This window comes from Thermodesulfobacteriota bacterium, assembly GCA_031082315.1.
Lineage (GTDB): Bacteria > Desulfobacterota > QYQD01 > QYQD01 > QYQD01 > QYQD01.
In genome coordinates, this window is the sequence record JAVHLC010000019.1 from 1 (window position 1) to 17,702 (window position 17,702).

Consider the following 17,702-nt stretch of genomic DNA (forward strand, 5'->3'; position numbering starts at 1 on the left):
ATGCAATCGGAAAAGGCCATAAAGAAATAGCCGAGTTGCTGATCTCTAAAGGCGCCGATGTCAATGCTAGGTCAGGTAAGTTAAGATATGGTTGGACTCTTTTGGATTATGCAATCGGAAAAGGCCATAAAGAAATAGCCGAGTTGCTGATCTCTAAAGGCGCTAAAGTCAATGTTAAGTCAATTGGCACACCATTGCATTGGGCAAGCCTAGAGGGGAATAAAGAAGTGGCCGAGTTGCTGATTTCTGAAGGCGCCGACATCAATGCTAAGAATATGCTTCGCCATACACCGTTGCATTGTGCAAGCATAGAAGGCCATAAAGAAGTTGTCGAACTGCTTATTTCTAAAGGGGCCGATGTCGATGTGCTAGATGCAGACCATTGGACACCATTACGCTATGCAAGTATAAAAGACCACGAAGAAATAGTTGAGTTCCTTATTTCCAAAGGTGCCAAGAAAGAGTGACACATATGTGTCACTCTTTCTTGGTATAATAGATTACAGATATAACAAATATTGATAGGGGGGCTGCAATGAAAACTTCAACAATTTCCTATTGTTGTTGGTCTTGCCGTTTTTGGGTATAATTTTATAAAGAGCTTGTAAAAAGAAACTAATTATGGAGGAAGATGATATGAATCCAGAAATGGCGCTGACCCAAGCCTTTGATACAGCTCTGGAGTTTAATGTTGACGAAGTAAAGGCCTACGTGAGTGGCCTTAAAGACAAATATACGGGATTAACAAATGAAGAACTGGCACAAAAAGTAATACGTGGCACCAAATGGAAAACAACACTGACCGGGGCAGTGACGGGAGCTCCAAGCAATCCATGGGTTTCTGTCGGTGCTGCGGCTGTAGATGTGGGAATTTTATTTCGGTGTGAGTTGGGAATGGCCGCCCGTATCGCAACAATATTTGACGAAACATTTTTTGATGAGCCAGATGCCCAATATGAGCTCCTAATTCCACTTTTTGGGGGCCAGGTGGTAAGCCAGCTTCTCCGCGAGGCCGGGGTTCGTGCTGGTATGGGTGTAACTAGAGCGGCTATCAGAAAATTTATAAGCAAAGAGGTTTTGAAAATTGTCAAAAAGCTGGCTCTTAAATATCTTGGTTTGAAGCTTACGCAGCGGGCTATCATTACAAAGACGCTTCCTATTGTAGGGGGCGTTATCGGCGGGGCCTGGAACCATGCGGAGACATCTCTTGTGGGAAAAAGAGTTATAGATTATTTTAATGACAAGGCCGTATCCCTAATGGATTAATAATGATGAATAATCATATAGAAAATTAAAATGAGAGGGGGGTGGACAATGTTCTATTTTTTGGGTTATGGTTGTTGCTGGGTGTTAGGAATATTTGCTCCTATTATTCTAATATATCTTTTAGTTAAGGGGGCGAAAAAATAAGGCAGTGCAATTGGGGTGATCATACCAGACTGGCCGAAACAGGCTCATGCTCAGAAAATAACGTCATTGATCATTGAATAGAGGTGATATAGATGGATGAGCTTTACACCACAACAGAGAAGCGTTTTTGCGAGAAGTGCGGCAAAAACACCATACAAGATGTAACATACTTGCGCTTGTTTGATAACGGAGTGGAAATTCCAGAAGGAAAGCAAGTGAGTGCATCGCTTTGTCACGAGTGCGATGCCAGATTCATGAAAAAGGCTATCGAGAGAAGTTCAAATTTATTATAGCACGAGTGTCTCGCTGTTAAATTGGGGCTACGACTTTCCCGGGCTCCCGATGCGGCAGATCCGCAGGATTGTCAATGAGGCAGGCGAGCTGACAAGGATTGCGAAGAAGTATGAGGCAATGGGGTCATCGCTTGGTTTTTACAAAATGTTGGGTTTATATGTGAGGTGGCATTTTTAATATTAGGGGGGTAAGGGAATTGACTATACCCAAAATCGCAGAACCTTCAGTGAAATCACTCTATATTCAGATGAATTTCAATGATCAAGAACTTGCTCAAGGAACAGCTTTTACCATTAATACAAAGAGGGGACCAACACTAATTACAAATCGACACAATGTGACTGGTAGGCATCAGCATACAGGGAATCCCTTGCATTCCACAGGGGGACTTCCTAATCAAATCACCATCTGGCACAATAGCAAACAGTATCTAGGTCGTTGGGTTGCCAAAACAGAACCACTTTATGAAGAGGAAAGTCCACGATGGAGAGAACACCCACTTTTGAGAGACAAGGCCGATTTTGTTGCCCTACCATTAACACAATTAAAAGATGTTCAAATTTTCCCCTATGATCCTTCTAATCCCGGCACTGATATTCTTGTGGGGATGGCGGATATATTAAGTGTCGTTGGATTCCCCTTCGGTATTCGAGCTGGTGGTAGTCTCGCAGTCTGGGCGACTGGATTCATGGCTTCAGAACCGGATATTAATTATGATGAATTGCCTGTTTTTTTGATTGATTGCAGAAGTAGAACAGGACAATCGGGTTCACCAGTAATCGCGTATAGAAGCGGAGGGTGGGTGGCGACGTCTACAGGAGGGGGAGTGTTCAAGGATGGTGTTTATAAGTTCTTAGGTATTTATAGTGGAAGGATAAATAAGGAATCAGACTTGGGAATGGTTTGGAAAACTTCTGCCGTCAAGGAACTGGCGGATTCATTATAGTTAATAAAGCGGGTCTTCTGGACACGAGAATCCGGGGACAAAGACGCCATATCTTCATACTGCATGCGACGATGAAGCATAATCTGAAGAGAGGATTTAAAATGAGCGAAGACGCCATATTTTCTCTCACAGCAGGCGAATTGGATGAGCATATTAATTCATTTCCCTGCCAGAAAATCAAAATAGTGCCGGAGCGCATAAGGGCAGTTGAAGAGGAGCTAGATAAGCGCGGCTTAATGGACTATCCAGCTCGGGGAATTTTGCGAAATCACTTAAAGGAAAAACTCCAAAAAGCAAAACAGGCTTTTAAAAAAGAACCGGAAAGAGCAATAAGTATTTATCGTAAAGGGATAGCAGTTTTTAGGATACTTGCTCAAAGAACAAACTTGTTTGATTATTGGAGAGAGCTGGGATCTTATTATTGCGATTTAATAAAGCTACTACAAAAAAATATGATGTATGCAGAGGCACTGAGAGAAATCGAAGCTTATGAGACAACTCGGTGTATGGAAACGAGTAGAGTCACTGTTAATCGAGAAATAAGAAAGATTAAATGCAAAGCTCTTAGAGCAATGGGCTCAATCAGTGATGATGATTGCCGAAAAGAAGTTAGTAGAATAGAATCAGAAACGAACAAGAGAGAGAAAACATCGGTAAGAATCCACGACGCTGCCCGTAAGGGTAAAATTGAAAAGGTCAAAGAATATCTGGAATCAGACAAAAATCTTGTTAACCTTAGAAATAGAGAGGGAGAAACGCCAATTTTTGCTGCTGTAAGCAGTGGTAATGAGGAAATGGTTGAATTATTGATACTAAACGGCGCGGATATAAATGTGAAAGAACAGCAAGCCGGAACAACACCATTATATTGGGCTACACGTTTGGAAAATACGGGAATAATTGATTTATTATTGTCCTGCGGAGCTAATATTAATGAGAAAATAGGAATGCCTGATAGAGAACAACCCATCATCAAAATGATTTTGGAACGGAAGAGAAACTTGAAGTCTATTCCTCTCTTGCTTTCACAAGGTGCCGAGATAAATATGACTGATAGATTTGGTATAACGCCACTTCATGTTGCTGTAGAAAATGGAAATTACGAGACAATCAAAATGCTTATCGACTATGGAGCTAATATTAATGCCAAGACGATTCGAGGTGAAACACCTTTTGATCGCGCCTTTTCTTATGAAAATGTTTCAGCCATGCTCTTGTTGCTCAAAAATGGGGCAGAATGCAATAATTACAGTAAATCCGACCCACAGATTGTTCCAGGCGACAATATAGTCTCAATTGAAGATCTTCCCTATCCGATGGTATTATATCCAGGCTCCTACGGTACATTCTTTGTGTTCTTTAAGGAGGAAGAGGAGCAATTAATTTTATGTGCCTGTGCAAAAGAAGCTGTATTAAATTATCTCAGATTTCGATTATTCAGACACTGCCCGGTTCCGTCTAGAGGTAAAGGTATTATTGACGAAAAGAATTTCCCCAAAGCCCTGGCAAAAAAATTAATACAGCAGAATGCCCCTAATGATTTAGGGGTAATAGACCACCTAAAATTTGAAAAAGGCATATGTCACGAGTGCAATAGAGTAATCCCGAAATATCGATATTGCTCAGACATCTATGGCGGTGCATTCAAACAGACCTTTGGCTGGTATATTAATAAACAAGCTTTTGAATTTGGGATAAGACCGATTGAGGATCTCTCATTTCAGGTAAATCGGGAGATTTGTCCGCAGGAGATATTAGACTTGATTGAAAGCGATCCAGATGGATTTGTACAAGATTGGTTTGAAGCGAAAAGGCAAGATCTCAAAGAAGCAACAAAGCTTAAAAACATCTTTGATAAAAGCAAGAGACGTATTTGGAATGTAATAGAAAATGAGGTCAGGCAGAAATTTGGCTATAGAAAAGTAGGAGAAACGTGGATTACCGAGACAATTTTGTACTATATAGTTCAATCTTTATATGCAGAGAAAATAATACACAGGCACTATAGACCGGACTTTCTGGGCGGACTTGAGATAGACATTTTCATAAAAGATTTCAACCTTGGCATCGAATATCAAGGAATCCAGCATTTTAGTCCTGTTAATCACTGGGGTGGGGAAGAGGGTCTTAAAAGATTGCAGGAACGAGATATAAGGAAAAAAGAAATGTGTGATACTTTGGGCATATCTCTTATTTATTTCAGATATGACGAAAATATAGGAGAAGAGATGGTGAAACGAAGAATCCAGGAAGAATTGAGGAAACGCAAAACCAAGCAATAATAGTGAGGAAGTCAGTGTCTGGTTTTGAGATATTAAAAGAAAAGTTCGGGCAGGCCGGCGAAGAACAAGGGAGCGGGGAAGGAAGAATTTACTGATTTATGGGGGTCAAGAACTTGAAAAAATATAAGACATCTTTGCTTCCGGCGAATTATATTGAGTTTCTTGCAGATATCAAGGAACGTGTTCGCACCGCCCAGGTCGGAGCTACGCTTGCGGCAAACCGAGAATTGATCAGACTATATTGGGATATCGGCAAGGCCATTGTTGAACGGCAGAAGGCTGAAGGATGGGGTCGCGCCGTGGTTGAGCGGCTTGCCAAAGATCTACAAAGGGAATTTCCTGGCATAGAAGGATTTTCTCCCCCCAACATCTGGCGTATGAGAGCCTTTTATCTGGTTTGGTCAGAAGGTCCTGAAATTCTATCACAGCCTGTGATAGAATCTGAAAGACAAAAACTCGCACAACTTGTGAGAGAAATTCCTTGGGGTCAGAACATCATTCTGATTCAAAAAGTAAAAGACCCACGCGTGCGCTTATGGTATGCCCAGAAGACTATTGAACATGGCTGGAGCCGGGCCGTGCTGACTGCGCAGATTGAGTCACGGCTCTATGAGCGTGAAGGGAAGGCGCTCACAAATTTCAATGTTGCTCTGATTCAACCGCAATCTGATCTTGCCCAACAGGCATTGAAAGATCCTTACCTTTTCGATTTCCTGACTCTCGCTGCGGGCGCCCGTGAGCGTGAGTTGGAGCAAGGACTGATCGATCATGTTCAAAAGTTCATGCTTGAAATGGGTGTGGGATTTGCCTTCGTAGGCCGACAAGTATATTTGGAAGTAGGCGGAAAGGACTATTATCTGGACCTGCTCTTCTATCACCTCAAGTTGCGTTGCTTTGTGGTGATTGATCTCAAAGTCGGAGAGTTCAAGCCAGAGTATGCCGGCAAAATGAATTTCTATCTCTCTGCGGTGGACGACCTGATGCGCCACCCAGACGATCAGCCAACAATAGGCCTTCTGCTTTGTAAGGAGAAAGATAAGCTCACTGTAGAGTACGCTCTGCGTGACTTGAGAAAACCCATCGGTGTTGCCGAGTGGCGAACTAAGCTCGTGGAATACCTGCCTAAACGGTTGCAAGGTAAGCTTCCCTCAATCGAACAGATTGAGAGGGAACTGGAAGAGAATGAGCCCGAAAATGAAAATATAAAAGGGGCAAAAGGGGCAAAAGAAACATAACAAAATGGAGTATTGTTAAAGAATGACGCCTCGTGAAATAAACAAACTTGTTGAAGATTACATCGGTACGAATAGCGGATATCTCAATAATTTTACTTATCACAAGCACGATCAATTTTATCCTGTATACTGTGGCTTAGATATTGATGTTTCTTCATATCGCACGCGAGGCCATACAACGAGAACTGCATTTATAGAAATACTAAAAGACTCACCACCACGTCAACAAGCCAAAATCATTAGAGGCATTTTTGAGATGCTTCCTCCACCTGAGGAAGCAACAGATGATGAGTCCAGAAACAAAATCAAGACTTACAATGAGTTGTTGGCTGTGGCTGCCAGACTAGAAGCAGACGGACAGGTGGACACACCGGTGATTGAACATACAAGCGAGGTCGTATATGAGGCATTGAAAGATGCAGAAATCCTCCTTAATCAGAGTGGCCCTCGAAATGCAGTTGATAGAGCACATACTGCGTTGCACGGATATTTGAAAAAACTATGCGTTGATCGAGGCGAGGCATTACCAGATGATCCGTCATTGACCCAGGTATTTAAGGTGATCAGAGAAAAATTCATAGAATTCAAAGAAGCGATAAATCATGATGTAGAAGCAAGGAAAGTATATGGATCTCTTGCTGGTGCGATTGACGGGCTAAATACAATTCGAAATCGAGGTTCGCTCGCACATCCGAATGAATTGTTGATTGATGCGCCAGAGGCGATGTTATATATAAATCTTACGAGGGCGATTTTGGCTTATATTGAAGCAAAAATTAATAGGAGTTAAGTTAATAGGGCTATTAAAAACCACTATTTATACTTCGGGATGGACCTAATTGGCAATGCATTGAATAACTCTTATCGAACAAGCTTGTTTAGCCAATTGTCAATGGCTTTTCGAAAGAGGCGGAAGCGATGGTAGGCAATTTACTTCATACCAATGCGGCAGTGCGCAATGTGCTTATAAGTGCAGAGGCGGTCTTCCGTAAGTGTTTCTCTATTCTATTGAGAGTCAATGAGTCCAACCTCCTCAAGTTTCAGCCAACCCTAGCTGAGGCGCTCTTCCGTATTGATAAAGTACATCTTGCCCTCGCCCAGCGCCGGCAGCAATTGATACTGAGAAAGAAGTTACTGGATGAAAAATGGTTTCTCGTAGAGATGCGGCGAACAGCTCGAGCTCAAGAAAGCCTCAAGGAGGCTATATCCATAGGTCATGCATTGGGTGATGCATTTGCTTGGATATTCTATAGAAATTCCCGCACATTGTTAGACAGGCATCTATCTTCTCCTCCACAACCCTTCCGCCCTACCGGCATTGGCGGACAAGGCGAGCTTGAGTTCATCAGGAGGGGACAACTGTTGAATGACTTTTTCGTACTTTATCACGGCATCACTAGCCTGCTTCGGGTTGGTGATGCCAGCCTCATCAACCCGAAGACAATGAAGGCAGTTGGTCTTTGTGAGATCAAGACAGAACGCACTTCCGAATCGACGTTGAATGTAATGCTTTTCATGGTAGGGTCGGAAGACTTTACAGACAGACTCTTTACAACCGGGAAAATGGAGTCACCAGAAGAGCCAAAGGAATTTTTGGAGACATTCCCTGATAGAAAAAAACAACATCTTGACCGTCAAATTAAAACAATGGCTAAATCTTTTGAAGCACACCGTATCGACAAGCACATTAGCCTCTCGCACCATGGTCACGTTAATCGACTGGGCGAACTAATGAAACAACTACAAAGTAAGCGCTCTGCCTGCATTCGAGTTCATGAAGGGTTGGTACTCTTTGGCATGAAGGCTCCTGGGAAGTCACTTTCTCAGCGTCTATTCGGACCGAAACGCAGCTTTTCGTCCCAAAAGCTCTTTACGGGGCTAGTGGAGAAGGTCGCTCTTACGATTGATAGATCTCAAATCAAATCTCCAGACAACAGCAACTGCATAATAATAAACGCAATTTCTATGACCAACTCATTACGCGGAATGGAATCAAAGTTACTATGGCCATTGAAGTCGCAATACATACGAGCGCTTCTTCTAGGCGAAATTATCATTTTCTCGATCTATAATCCAGCCCATCTCATCCGTCGATTACGTGATCGTGGCTTCAATGTCACCGTTTCTAAATGCGGACGAGCCGGCCCGAACATTGAAGTGGAAAAGCATAGCGACAAACATATTTTCCGCCTCATCCATGGTTCTTACCTCTTGACTCTTGTACATACCTACCTACATTCTGAAGATCTGATCGTGGATGTGCTCTCCCGCGCAATGGCAGAACTCCCAAAAATGTCGGATGGCCAAAGCGCCACCATTCAACTTGTAATGCAGCAACACTTGGAAGCTTATCAAGAGGGTGGTGACGGAACATAACAAAGATAAACCTTCGATGCAGTTCCCTTTTTTATGTTCCGGATGGGGAATTTTATCGCCATCATCATGGTCATGAGGCTTCTGAAGTTGCTAGGGCTCATATCTTTTCAGTCAAGAAAACGATCCATTTTTAAACTTGCTTCCTCCTTATTCAACTACATACCCCCACCCACCTAGCCCCACCCGACGTAACATACTGCGCCCCGATTAACGGGGCTCCAGTGGACGCGACATACGTATATCGGCTACGTAGAGCCATTTCGTGCTTGACACCTGCTTCAAAATATGGTATAATTGAAGAAAGAAGTGTGGGCGAAAAACTCTCCTTCACTGAGGCGCCACAAAAGAGCTCACAGATATTCCAAAACCCGTATCATAAGGCCTTAGTTTCCTGTTGCGACTTTCAGCCCGAGCATAAGTATTTACTGAAATTTAAGGAGGTGCGGCATTATGCAGCCCATAAAGAATCAGAATGCCCGGACGGACAGGCTTGCGACTGTTTCATCGGGGAAAAATGAAGCGGCATTGACATATTATCCCCGGCGCAGTTTGAATCAGCACATCCGGGCAGACAAAATGAAAGGCAGAAAAACATGGACGCTCAAGATGAGGCTGTAATCCTCCACCGAGAGAACATCTGCCATAATATCGTTCTTATAAGGAAAAGGAGGAAACAGTAATGGGAAAGATCATACGGTACAATAAAATATGCAATATCAAGCAAAGCTATGGAAGCTGCCATCAATACATAAGCGATAAGATAAATGGAAACAGCGAGATCAGCGGTGTCTATATTGCAAAAGACGTTTTCGAAAACAAGAAACCGCCAGAACACATAAAGATATCAATCGAATGGACTGATGAAGATATTGATCCTGAAGAAATAAGCATTACTGTGAAGACAACCCTTAACTGAGCTTTGGAAAGAAGCATATGGAGTAACAGCAAACGGGTCCGGCAGGCCAGGCCGCCTCTTTTCAGAGCCGGGTTTCTGGCGGGCGTGTCTGGCCTGCCTCACGCCACCTGTGCGCACAGGTGGCGTGAGGCAGAAGATCAGCACTTTCATTGCCCAGTTCTGTCGAGGGATGACGATCAGGGTGCCGAGGTAAGGAGAGGCGACCAGGTCTGGCATGCGCCGGGAGCTGTTGAGGGCCGGCCTGGTGCTGAAGGGGCCTGTCCCGTTATTTTGCCCCTTCGGCATGCCCGCTGTTTCGGTGCAAAAATCGGCAGAGGGGCCGCGGGGTGAATGCCGATTTTTAGCCCCCCCTGAGAGCTGGTTCCCCCTTCAGCTTTAATGCCCCTATACATTAAAGGGGGGTGTGCCAAGGAGGGGGTAGTCTGAAGGGGGAAACTGCGGCAGGGGGGGCGGCATAGCCTCTATCAGGGCTTACGTCACGCCGAACAGCGAGGCAAAGGCCGGCCCTCAACAGGTAACCAGATCCCCAGCCCAACCTATCCGGCCGACGAGCCTACCCCCGGCAAGGCGGCGGTTTTTCCAGGGAAAGGGGGCGGGCGAGGAGACCGCCCAACAAAGACACGTAAAAGCTTTGTTGTCGCCCTGGTGGCAGTGTGAGCAGGCCGGGAGAGAAGCTGCGGCACTGTCACCAGGGGAGGGAGCGCGGGAGGTGATCCGGGGGAGTGGATCATCTGGGCGACCATGAGGGACGATTTTGGAGCATGGCAGAGGGGTAGAAGAGAGTTCTTTGCTCAAGGGCGACCTTCTCCCCGGGACAAGGGAAAATAGGGCGAAATTTGAGGGGTTTCTGGAAAATCCCTTGGCTATGGGCACCGAGAATATTTTTAAATGCTATTGGATGAAATCGCAGCGACGTTCTTGTTGCCCCTAATAAAATCTTACAATGATTTTTAAGGAGTGGGCTCTGGATCAGTTTGCCTTTTCTCGTTGAATGCCTTCAGCAATCCACATTCTCATCTGAGTTTGATAGCCTATGGCCTTTTTGCGTGCTACTTTTTTTGCTTTTTCAATGAGATCCTTTTCTATCCGAATTGTGAGAAGCTGTTTGTTTTCCCGCCTTTTAATAATCTTCTTCCGCAATTCTTCGGAAACCTGAATTGGCTCCCTCACTTCCTCTGTATCATCCCAGTAATCAGCAAGGCTATGCGTATCCCAGAAATGTATTTCTTCTTCTTCTGATTTGAATTTTGGGATCTTCCTTTTTGCTACTTCTTTAGCCATTTTCGGTAACCCCTCACTTCTCTTAGATTCATATTCCGCGCAGTAATGGGGCGGACTGTATAGAGGTCCTTGAATACAAAAACAACAAACAAATATCTGCCATCCAGTGTTTGTCCCAGGGCCAGATATTTCCCCTCACTTGTTTTGCTGTAAAGAGGCTCGTCTATGAAAATCTCTTCAGCTTCTTCCGGTAAAACATTGTGAAGGGCGATATGCTCTACGTTTTTGTCATCCCATTCAAAGTCTTCTATCTTCAACGGGCGCCTCCCTATGCTTATGTTACTATAATGTAGTAACATTGTCAATACATTTATTTTCATCGAAAATGTGCGTCAGGAAGATTCGTGTAATGCTATATGTTAAGCTCTTTCTGAAGCGGGGCACCACCGGTACAGGGTGGGAACCGAGACCCCGAGGCTCTGGGCGATATCCCGGGGCGGCATGCCCTCGTTTATGAGCTTTTTCGCTGCTTCCACCTTGCCTGCGGTCATTAGCCTCTTCCTTCCCCCCACACGGCCTCTACTCTTTGCCGCGGCAAGGCCGGCCCTGGTGCGCTCTATCAAAAGCTCCCGCTCCATCTGGGCAAGTGAGGCCATCACGTGAAAGAAAAATCTTCCCGCCGGGGTGGTGGTGTCGATGCCGTCAGTGATGCTGTGGAAGTTCACCCCTTCTTCCTGGAGCTTTCCCACGAGCTCTATGAGGCCCTTGACGCTGCGGCCCAGGCGGTCGAGCTTCCAGATCACAAGGGTGTCACGGGTGCGGAGATGTTGAAGGGCCTCGGCAAGACCTGGCCGATCCTGTTTCGCCCCCGACAGTTTGTCTTTGAAGATTTTTTTGCACCCGGCCTTGCGCAGGGTATCGAGCTGCAGGTCCAGGTTTTGTTCATCTGAAGAGACACGGGCATATCCTATGAGCATTTTCAACCCCCTTTGGGTGGCTTTAGAAATGAGCTGAAAAATCCGAGAGCCAGACTATATTCTCAAAACTGGAAGCCCTTCTCACAAACGAGGGTTTGTGAGAAGGGTATGCCAGCTCATAGGGGAGCTGCGGAAATGGCGATGGGGAAGTGTTGCGGAGAGGCTGTGGAACTTTTGCCTCCTTTGTTGGGTTTTAACCAGTTATAGTTTTTTTACGATGCTTTCTGCTATTTTCAACGTATAGTTCTTACCTAAATTATGAGGGTTTACCTCTATCCTTACCAAAGCTTTTCCCTTAGTAAATAAAAGAATATTTGCCGAAATCCAGCAAGTCTTGTCACCGACAAAAGCTCTTTCTAAAGTGGACCCCTTTGTCAAGACACTTTTTTCGGAGAGTATAAGGTGGTTTCTGTACGACAGAGGTGAGCCCAGGTACAAGGTTGCTCTCCCCCCTGTGGCTTTGCTTTCATCGGCATTTCGCGGCAGCATGATTTTCTTCATTTCTTCCCTCCCTATGTTTCCTTTTATCAAGCATGACGGTCGAAAAGAGCGCCAAACGTCGATAAATTTTTCGAATATTCTCAAAATCCTTAACACCAGGAATGAAAATGTTGTTCTTTCTCTTATCTGTACGGCAGTTATCACCTGCATCGTGGCAAGAAAATTGCAGGCAGCTATAAGGAAATCTTTTCCTAAATCTCAAAGACACCGTGTTCCAGCCAGACGTTTTGCTGCGATATTTGCTACTATAGTGACTGAGCTGTTAAAGTTGGCAACTAAAGCTTTGGGTATAACTACTGCGAGCATCGAACGCTCCATAAACTCTTTGATGGAAGAGATAATTGATTTAAATATGGGCAGAAAGTTTATTATGATAGGGCTACGATGCTAAACCGATCACATATGCACCCATATTAGCAAAAAAGAGCCCGTGAGGTCATCATTCTCATTCAGCGCATCCATTGAATGGCGCAGGCTGAGCCGCTCAGGGGAGAGGGATTTGCTCTGCGACTGCTTCATGGGGAGCGGCGGGGAGCCTGAACACGAATCGTGTTCCTGTTTCCTTCGGCTCAAGCGCCAGGGAGCTCTGGTGCCCCTCGATGATCTCCCTGGCGATGGCAAGGCCAAGGCCGGAGCCCGGGGACTTCCGGGCACGCTCCGGGTCTCCCCGGTAGAACCTTTTGAAGACGCTCTCCCGGTCCTCCGGGGGGATCCCCACGCCGTCGTCCTCTACGGAGAAGACAAGAGACTCGCCGCGCCTTTCCACGGAAATGACGACGGAAGTCCCGTCGGGATTATGAAATAGGGCATTGTCCACCAGGTTCTGCACCACCTGGAGAATTCTGTTCCTGTCTCCCATGGCGTAGGCGCCGCCTGATTCGTCGCGGAAAGACAGGGTGGAGCACCTCTCCCGCACGAGAGGTGCTGACGATTCAATCACCATGCGGGCCGGCTCTCCCGGGTCGAAGGGCTCGATGACCATTTTTATCGCGCCGGCCTCGAACCTTGATATCTCCAGGATGTCGTCGATGAGGATGGAGATACGGTCAGCCTGGCGCAGCATCCCTTCAAGAAGCGCCCTTTTTTCCCGCTCTCCCGTGACTATGCCGTCAAGGATCCCTTCGATATTGACACGGAGAGCCGCAATGGGGGTATTGAGCTCATGGGATATGTCGCCCATGAGCCTCATCCTGCTCTCGATGTTCTTTTTCAGCGATAATGCCATGAAATTGAAGTCCCTCGCAAGCTCCCCCAGCTCGTCGTCTCTTTCAATGCTCATCCTCGTGGAGAAATCGCCTTCTATCATCTTCCTTGACGCCTGCTGCATTGCCTTTATCGGCTTGATGAAGTTCCAGGAGAGCAGGAGCGCGGCGAGTGAGGCAATCAGCAGCACGATCACGAGGGCCTGGAGAAGCTGCAGGCTCAGCCTCTCCATGGCGGGCCGGGGCGGACCATGGGGTGAGACAATGACAAAAAGGCCCTTGAGCGTCTTCCGGGAATAGAGCGGAATGAACGAATAGGAAACGAGTGCTGTATAGTGCCCATCGGAAAGGAACTGGCTGCCGCTCACCGGCCCCTTCGCGAGGGCCTCTTTCAATACCTTCTCATTGAGAACTCCTTCGAGAAGAGAGCCGAAATTGGCTTTCTGGCGGGACTGAGCCACGATTCTGCCATCGGGGCCCACCACCATGAGATGCATCCCCGTCAGAGTCCCGTACTCATTGAGTGATGCCGAGAGCTTTTCCGGGTCCCAGGAGGCCGAAGGACCCTCAAAGAGCAGGCGGGACAGATAAGGACCGTTGAACCGGAGCGTCTCTTCCCACTCCTGTCCCCCTGTCTCGCGGGGCTTGAATTTTGCTATAAGGCAGAACATGCCGACAGTGATGATGATGATGGCAATGAAGTTGAGGAGCAGCCTGAACCATATGGACCGGAGGGGATTAATCCTCGAAGGCATAGCCCACCCCCCTGATGCCCCGGATCATGTCGCCTGTTCCCATGAGGGCTTCGAGCTTCTGCCTCAGGTTCCTTATGTGCACGTCGAGGGACCGGGTGGGATCGGCGGAGCGCTTCCCCCATACAGCCTCGATGAGCTCGTCCCTTGTGAAGACCCTGCCGGGCGCTTTCATGAGATGCTCCAGGAGGCTGAACTCTATGGCGGTGAGCTCGGTGGATTCCTTCCCGAAAAAGAGCTTCCGCCGGGACAGGTCAAGGGTGAGCCCATGGGACTCCACGGTGCTCCGGGCCCCTGATTCCCGGGACAAGCTTTGCCTGGTGAACTCTATTCTCCTGAACAGGGTCCGCACCCTTGTGATAAGCTCCCGGGGAGAGAAGGGCTTCGTGACATAGTCATCGGCCCCCATTTCAAGTCCCAGTATCCTGTCAACCTCGTCTTTCCGCGAGGTGAGAAAGATTATGGGGAAAAGGTGGAGCTTCCTTATCTCCCTGGTGAGATCAAGCCCGTTCATGCCCGGCATCATCACATCGATAATGGCAAGATCGGGAGGCTGCCTCAGAATCTCCTCGAGGGCCCTGTCACCGCGGTAGAAGGCTTTTGCCTCAAAGCCCTCCTTTTCGAGATACCTCACCACCATGTCGGCAATCTCCACCTCATCTTCAGCGATATATACAAGCCTGTCTCCTGCCATGGTAATAAGCCCCCGCATAAGAATCAATGGTCATATTATACCACATTCAAGGCAAAAAGGAGGGGGATTCCCCTCCCTTGCCAGGAACGCTTCACTCCCTGCGGCTCTGCCCTTTTTATTGATTTGAGAAAAGCTTCCGGAACAGCTCCTCGAGAGTGGTCATGAAGGAGGAGCCTGAGCTCCCCGGGCCGTTGGGGTGGCCTATGGGGTCGGGATCACCGGGCTTCTGGGGTCCCTGCTGCCCGTTCGGGCCGATGTCGCCGTAACTGACGTCCGGTGTTCCCATGGAGCTGGCCTCACTGCTCAGGCTTACACTGTCAGGGCCGTTGGGGTGGCCTATGGGGTCAGGATCACCGGGCTTCTGGGGCCCCTGCTGCCCGTTCGGACCGATGTCGCCGGGCGACACGCCGGGCCGGGTGCCTTGCATTCCGTAATTTCCCGCCTTCACGTAAGTGCTTCCCATCAGACTGACCTTATCCATCTTTCGAACCTCCTTTGTAATCCTTTATGCTCTCATGATAAAGGTTTGATATTGCCAAAAGAGTGGCTATTGTAAAGACTGTGTTAAGAAAGTCTTAGGAGTGTCAAAAGAAATTGTAACAATTTGGCGCAGGGAAAAACAGGGACAGCTGCTAATTTTTGAGCCCCGGGACATGCATGCCGGCCATGCCCGGCTTTTTAAGGGAAAATTTTATCGTAGAGGCTGTTCCAAAGAGCACATTGAAAGCAGCCTGAAAGGCCGGTGAATTCGGATCACCCTTGCCGTACAGCATTAAATACAGGGCATCCGGCGCTCTACTTTCACTGAGGAGATGCAATGCGCACTCCCAGAGGCATTGCGGTCTGGAATGCAATGCTCACCCGGGCAGGATCTCGGCAGAAGTGTACATAATCTCGGATTTCTGCAGTGCATCGTAAAACTCATCGAGATTGAGAGCGGTAAGCATCTCTGCCGCAAGGAGAAAGCCAAGGAGCGCATCTTCCATCTTCGCCTCACGCGGTGTCAGACGGCGGTGACGGCTTCCTTCAATGATGGCCAGGTTGCTCTGTATCATTTCCTTGACGGTCCCCATCGCTTCCAGAAACCACTGGATTGAAAAGCACTCTTCCTCCGCGATCCTGCCGATTTGACCGAGGACGGCGTAAAAAGGGGATTCGTTGTACGGGAAGTGCTCGATTCTCCTGTTCACAGGCCTGTCACCTCCATTGAGAAATCAGATAGGCCCGACGCCTTACCGTCTCTGCTGAGGGGTAGGTATCCCTGGATTACCTGGATGATATGCTGCCTGACGGGATCGACGCTTCAGCCTCTCTGAAGAGGTTGTTCACCCAGTCGATGCAATTATTGGTGAAGGCGTTGTAATGGGGCGCCTTGCCTTTGAGCCGCCCGGCCACCTCGCTCTCCCAGAATTTCTTCTGCTGCTCCGGGGTCGCCTCAAGGGTCTTCAGGATAACGCCACTTGACGGCATATCCCCGGCAGTCACTCTGCCCGGGGAGCTTATCACAGGAAAACCAGGTAATATCGGCCTGGCCTGCTCTTTATCGGGCTCGAAGCCCACGCACTTGCCAATACCCGGCATGCAGAGCTTCTGATGCCTGTACGTTGATGTTTCTCCAACAATGTAGATTTTTGATTTATGGAGTTCTGAATTGTGAGTAAAGTCCGTCACTGCTGGCGGATTTCCCTGGATACCCAGCAGACTGCCCCCGGAGGTCCCTTCGGACGGGCACCCGGAGCGCGCCGCCATGGCATCTGCCGCCTCATTGCTCGGAGAAAACTCATCTCTGCTCAGCACCCCTCTCTCCATCGATGAATCCTCACTGCGTACCGCATTTCCCGCCCTCTCTGTCACCTTCTCGGGAATGATCCCCCGGGGGAAGCTTCTGTCGCCCGCGTTCAGCCATATATCCATGATGTCCCTCCCTGCCTGATATGATTGCCTCTCTGCATTCATGATATCACCATGATGTTGCAATCATCGGCGGTTTTATGAAGATATCTGAAATTTTCTGTTAAGGCTGTCTTAAGAAATTGCCCGGCACCCCTTCAGGGGCCTGGATATTTCTGGTATACTTGAGGGGAGGCATCCATTCGCATATCGTAGATTTCAGAGAGGAGGGATGCGGAGTTTCATGACTTTTCCCGTATAAAATCGCTTTGTATTCAGGCTTTGGCTGCGGTGCTGTTATTGTGCCACTGCGGGTGCGCCCGGCAGAGAGTCTGGTCGAAATACTCTTCTGCGGAAGGCGGATTCAGCATACTCATGCCTGGAACTCCGCAGGAGAAGGACGTAGAGCAGATTGTCCAAATCGAAGTAACCGAGACATTTCAACGCTCAGGGAGAACCTTAGGGGGGACCTCCACTTACCGTAAGGACCTGAAGCTGAAAGGGAAAGCTTCTATTTATGGAGAGAAAAGGTTCGCGCTGATGGCGAGCTACTATTGGCTGTCCGAAGTTCCCGCAGAGATTGCACTGAAGGAGACGCCTCAAGCAATAGCTTATGAGCACGAGTTACGCAGCCAATTTCAAAAGTATATTGTAATCGGGAGGCAATGAATCACGAACCTGCTCTCTCACAGCATTTGTCACTGTTTTCAGGCTCACAAACTCTTCCTCCGTCGCAGATTGGAGAACAGCCGGATGGTAATGACCAGTTTCATCAACGATAAAGAACGTACTGCTCAGCCTGGTCTTTTCTTCCCTCAGGCTTTTACCATCCTTCTTCCTCATAACATCAAGTATGATAAGGGCAACGAAGCAGAGAGCAAAGTGACGATATGCGCCCTCAAGCGACCTGCCCTGATAATGAGAGAAACCACAATGCTGTTTCAGGTCCTGAAAGAGTGTCTCAATTATCCATCGGCTTCTATACCGTTGAACGACTGCCGTGGCA

General features: G+C 47.5%; 22 protein-coding genes. 11 read left to right on the forward strand and 11 right to left on the reverse strand.

What is annotated here, in order from left to right; translation table 11 throughout:
* From RDU59_12230 to RDU59_12280, 11 genes are all read left to right on the forward strand, one after another.
* Positions 1-467 (forward strand): ankyrin repeat domain-containing protein (locus tag RDU59_12230; protein MDQ7839246.1); only part of this gene is annotated, 467 nt, incomplete at its 5' end.
* 154 nt (positions 468-621) lie between these two features.
* The gene (locus tag RDU59_12235) at positions 622-1,266 is read left to right on the forward strand and encodes a hypothetical protein (protein MDQ7839247.1); all 645 of its coding nucleotides are present in this window, start codon (positions 622-624) and stop codon (positions 1,264-1,266) included.
* 236 nt (positions 1,267-1,502) lie between these two features.
* Positions 1,503-1,703, forward strand: a complete 201-nt coding sequence (locus RDU59_12240) for a hypothetical protein (GenBank protein MDQ7839248.1) — start codon at positions 1,503-1,505, stop codon at positions 1,701-1,703.
* Positions 1,704-1,900: 197 nt separating this feature from the next.
* Positions 1,901-2,650: a serine protease gene (locus RDU59_12245; protein MDQ7839249.1), complete on the forward strand. Its 750-nt coding sequence runs from the start codon at positions 1,901-1,903 to the stop codon at positions 2,648-2,650.
* Positions 2,651-2,751: 101 nt separating this feature from the next.
* Entirely contained in the window at positions 2,752-4,932 is a 2,181-nt protein-coding gene (locus tag RDU59_12250) for an ankyrin repeat domain-containing protein (GenBank protein MDQ7839250.1), read from the forward strand.
* A 98-nt stretch (positions 4,933-5,030) separates the two neighbouring features.
* The gene (locus RDU59_12255; GenBank protein ID MDQ7839251.1) at positions 5,031-6,167 is read left to right on the forward strand and encodes a PDDEXK nuclease domain-containing protein; all 1,137 of its coding nucleotides are present in this window, start codon (positions 5,031-5,033) and stop codon (positions 6,165-6,167) included.
* Positions 6,168-6,189: 22 nt separating this feature from the next.
* Positions 6,190-6,957, forward strand: coding sequence for an abortive infection family protein (locus RDU59_12260; protein MDQ7839252.1), 768 nt, complete (start codon positions 6,190-6,192; stop codon positions 6,955-6,957).
* A 128-nt stretch (positions 6,958-7,085) separates the two neighbouring features.
* Positions 7,086-8,543 carry a hypothetical protein gene (locus tag RDU59_12265; protein ID MDQ7839253.1) on the forward strand — a complete coding sequence of 486 codons (1,458 nt, stop codon included), beginning with the start codon at positions 7,086-7,088 and terminating at the stop codon, positions 8,541-8,543.
* Positions 8,544-8,993: 450 nt separating this feature from the next.
* Positions 8,994-9,161, forward strand: a complete 168-nt coding sequence (locus RDU59_12270) for a hypothetical protein (protein ID MDQ7839254.1) — start codon at positions 8,994-8,996, stop codon at positions 9,159-9,161.
* 61 nt (positions 9,162-9,222) lie between these two features.
* Entirely contained in the window at positions 9,223-9,459 is a 237-nt protein-coding gene (locus RDU59_12275; GenBank protein MDQ7839255.1) for a hypothetical protein, read from the forward strand.
* 3 nt (positions 9,460-9,462) lie between these two features.
* A complete protein-coding gene (locus tag RDU59_12280) occupies positions 9,463-9,789 on the forward strand; it encodes a hypothetical protein (protein ID MDQ7839256.1) in 327 nt (108 codons plus the stop codon).
* Positions 9,790-10,428: 639 nt separating this feature from the next.
* On the opposite strand, the gene RDU59_12285 is transcribed toward RDU59_12280, so the two are convergent.
* The 11 genes from RDU59_12285 to RDU59_12335 form a co-directional block, all read right to left on the reverse strand.
* Complete coding sequence (locus RDU59_12285) at positions 10,429-10,740, reverse strand: CopG family antitoxin (protein ID MDQ7839257.1); 312 nt, start codon at positions 10,738-10,740, stop codon at positions 10,429-10,431.
* A complete protein-coding gene (locus tag RDU59_12290) occupies positions 10,725-10,997 on the reverse strand; it encodes a BrnT family toxin (protein ID MDQ7839258.1) in 273 nt (90 codons plus the stop codon). The genes RDU59_12285 and RDU59_12290 overlap by 16 nt, the downstream gene beginning before the upstream one ends.
* 102 nt (positions 10,998-11,099) lie before the next feature.
* Positions 11,100-11,657: a recombinase family protein gene (locus RDU59_12295; GenBank protein MDQ7839259.1), complete on the reverse strand. Its 558-nt coding sequence runs from the start codon at positions 11,655-11,657 to the stop codon at positions 11,100-11,102.
* A 201-nt stretch (positions 11,658-11,858) separates the two neighbouring features.
* Entirely contained in the window at positions 11,859-12,158 is a 300-nt protein-coding gene (locus RDU59_12300) for a hypothetical protein (protein MDQ7839260.1), read from the reverse strand.
* A 484-nt stretch (positions 12,159-12,642) separates the two neighbouring features.
* On the reverse strand, positions 12,643-14,115 hold the full coding sequence (locus RDU59_12305) for an ATP-binding protein (protein MDQ7839261.1): 1,473 nt from the start codon (positions 14,113-14,115) through the stop codon (positions 12,643-12,645).
* Positions 14,099-14,806 carry a response regulator transcription factor gene (locus RDU59_12310; GenBank protein ID MDQ7839262.1) on the reverse strand — a complete coding sequence of 236 codons (708 nt, stop codon included), beginning with the start codon at positions 14,804-14,806 and terminating at the stop codon, positions 14,099-14,101. Before RDU59_12310 ends, RDU59_12305 begins: the two co-directional genes overlap by 17 nt.
* Positions 14,807-14,921: 115 nt before the next feature.
* Positions 14,922-15,287 (reverse strand): hypothetical protein, encoded by a 366-nt coding sequence (locus RDU59_12315; GenBank protein MDQ7839263.1) that lies wholly within the window; start codon positions 15,285-15,287, stop codon positions 14,922-14,924.
* Between the two features lie 151 nt (positions 15,288-15,438).
* Positions 15,439-15,624, reverse strand: a complete 186-nt coding sequence (locus RDU59_12320) for a hypothetical protein (protein MDQ7839264.1) — start codon at positions 15,622-15,624, stop codon at positions 15,439-15,441.
* A 39-nt stretch (positions 15,625-15,663) separates the two neighbouring features.
* Complete coding sequence (locus RDU59_12325; GenBank protein MDQ7839265.1) at positions 15,664-15,996, reverse strand: hypothetical protein; 333 nt, start codon at positions 15,994-15,996, stop codon at positions 15,664-15,666.
* Positions 15,997-16,072: 76 nt separating this feature from the next.
* Positions 16,073-16,720: a hypothetical protein gene (locus tag RDU59_12330; GenBank protein MDQ7839266.1), complete on the reverse strand. Its 648-nt coding sequence runs from the start codon at positions 16,718-16,720 to the stop codon at positions 16,073-16,075.
* Between the two features lie 600 nt (positions 16,721-17,320).
* Positions 17,321-17,702, reverse strand: a 382-nt coding sequence (locus RDU59_12335; GenBank protein MDQ7839267.1) for a transposase, incomplete at its 5' end; no start/stop codon positions are given.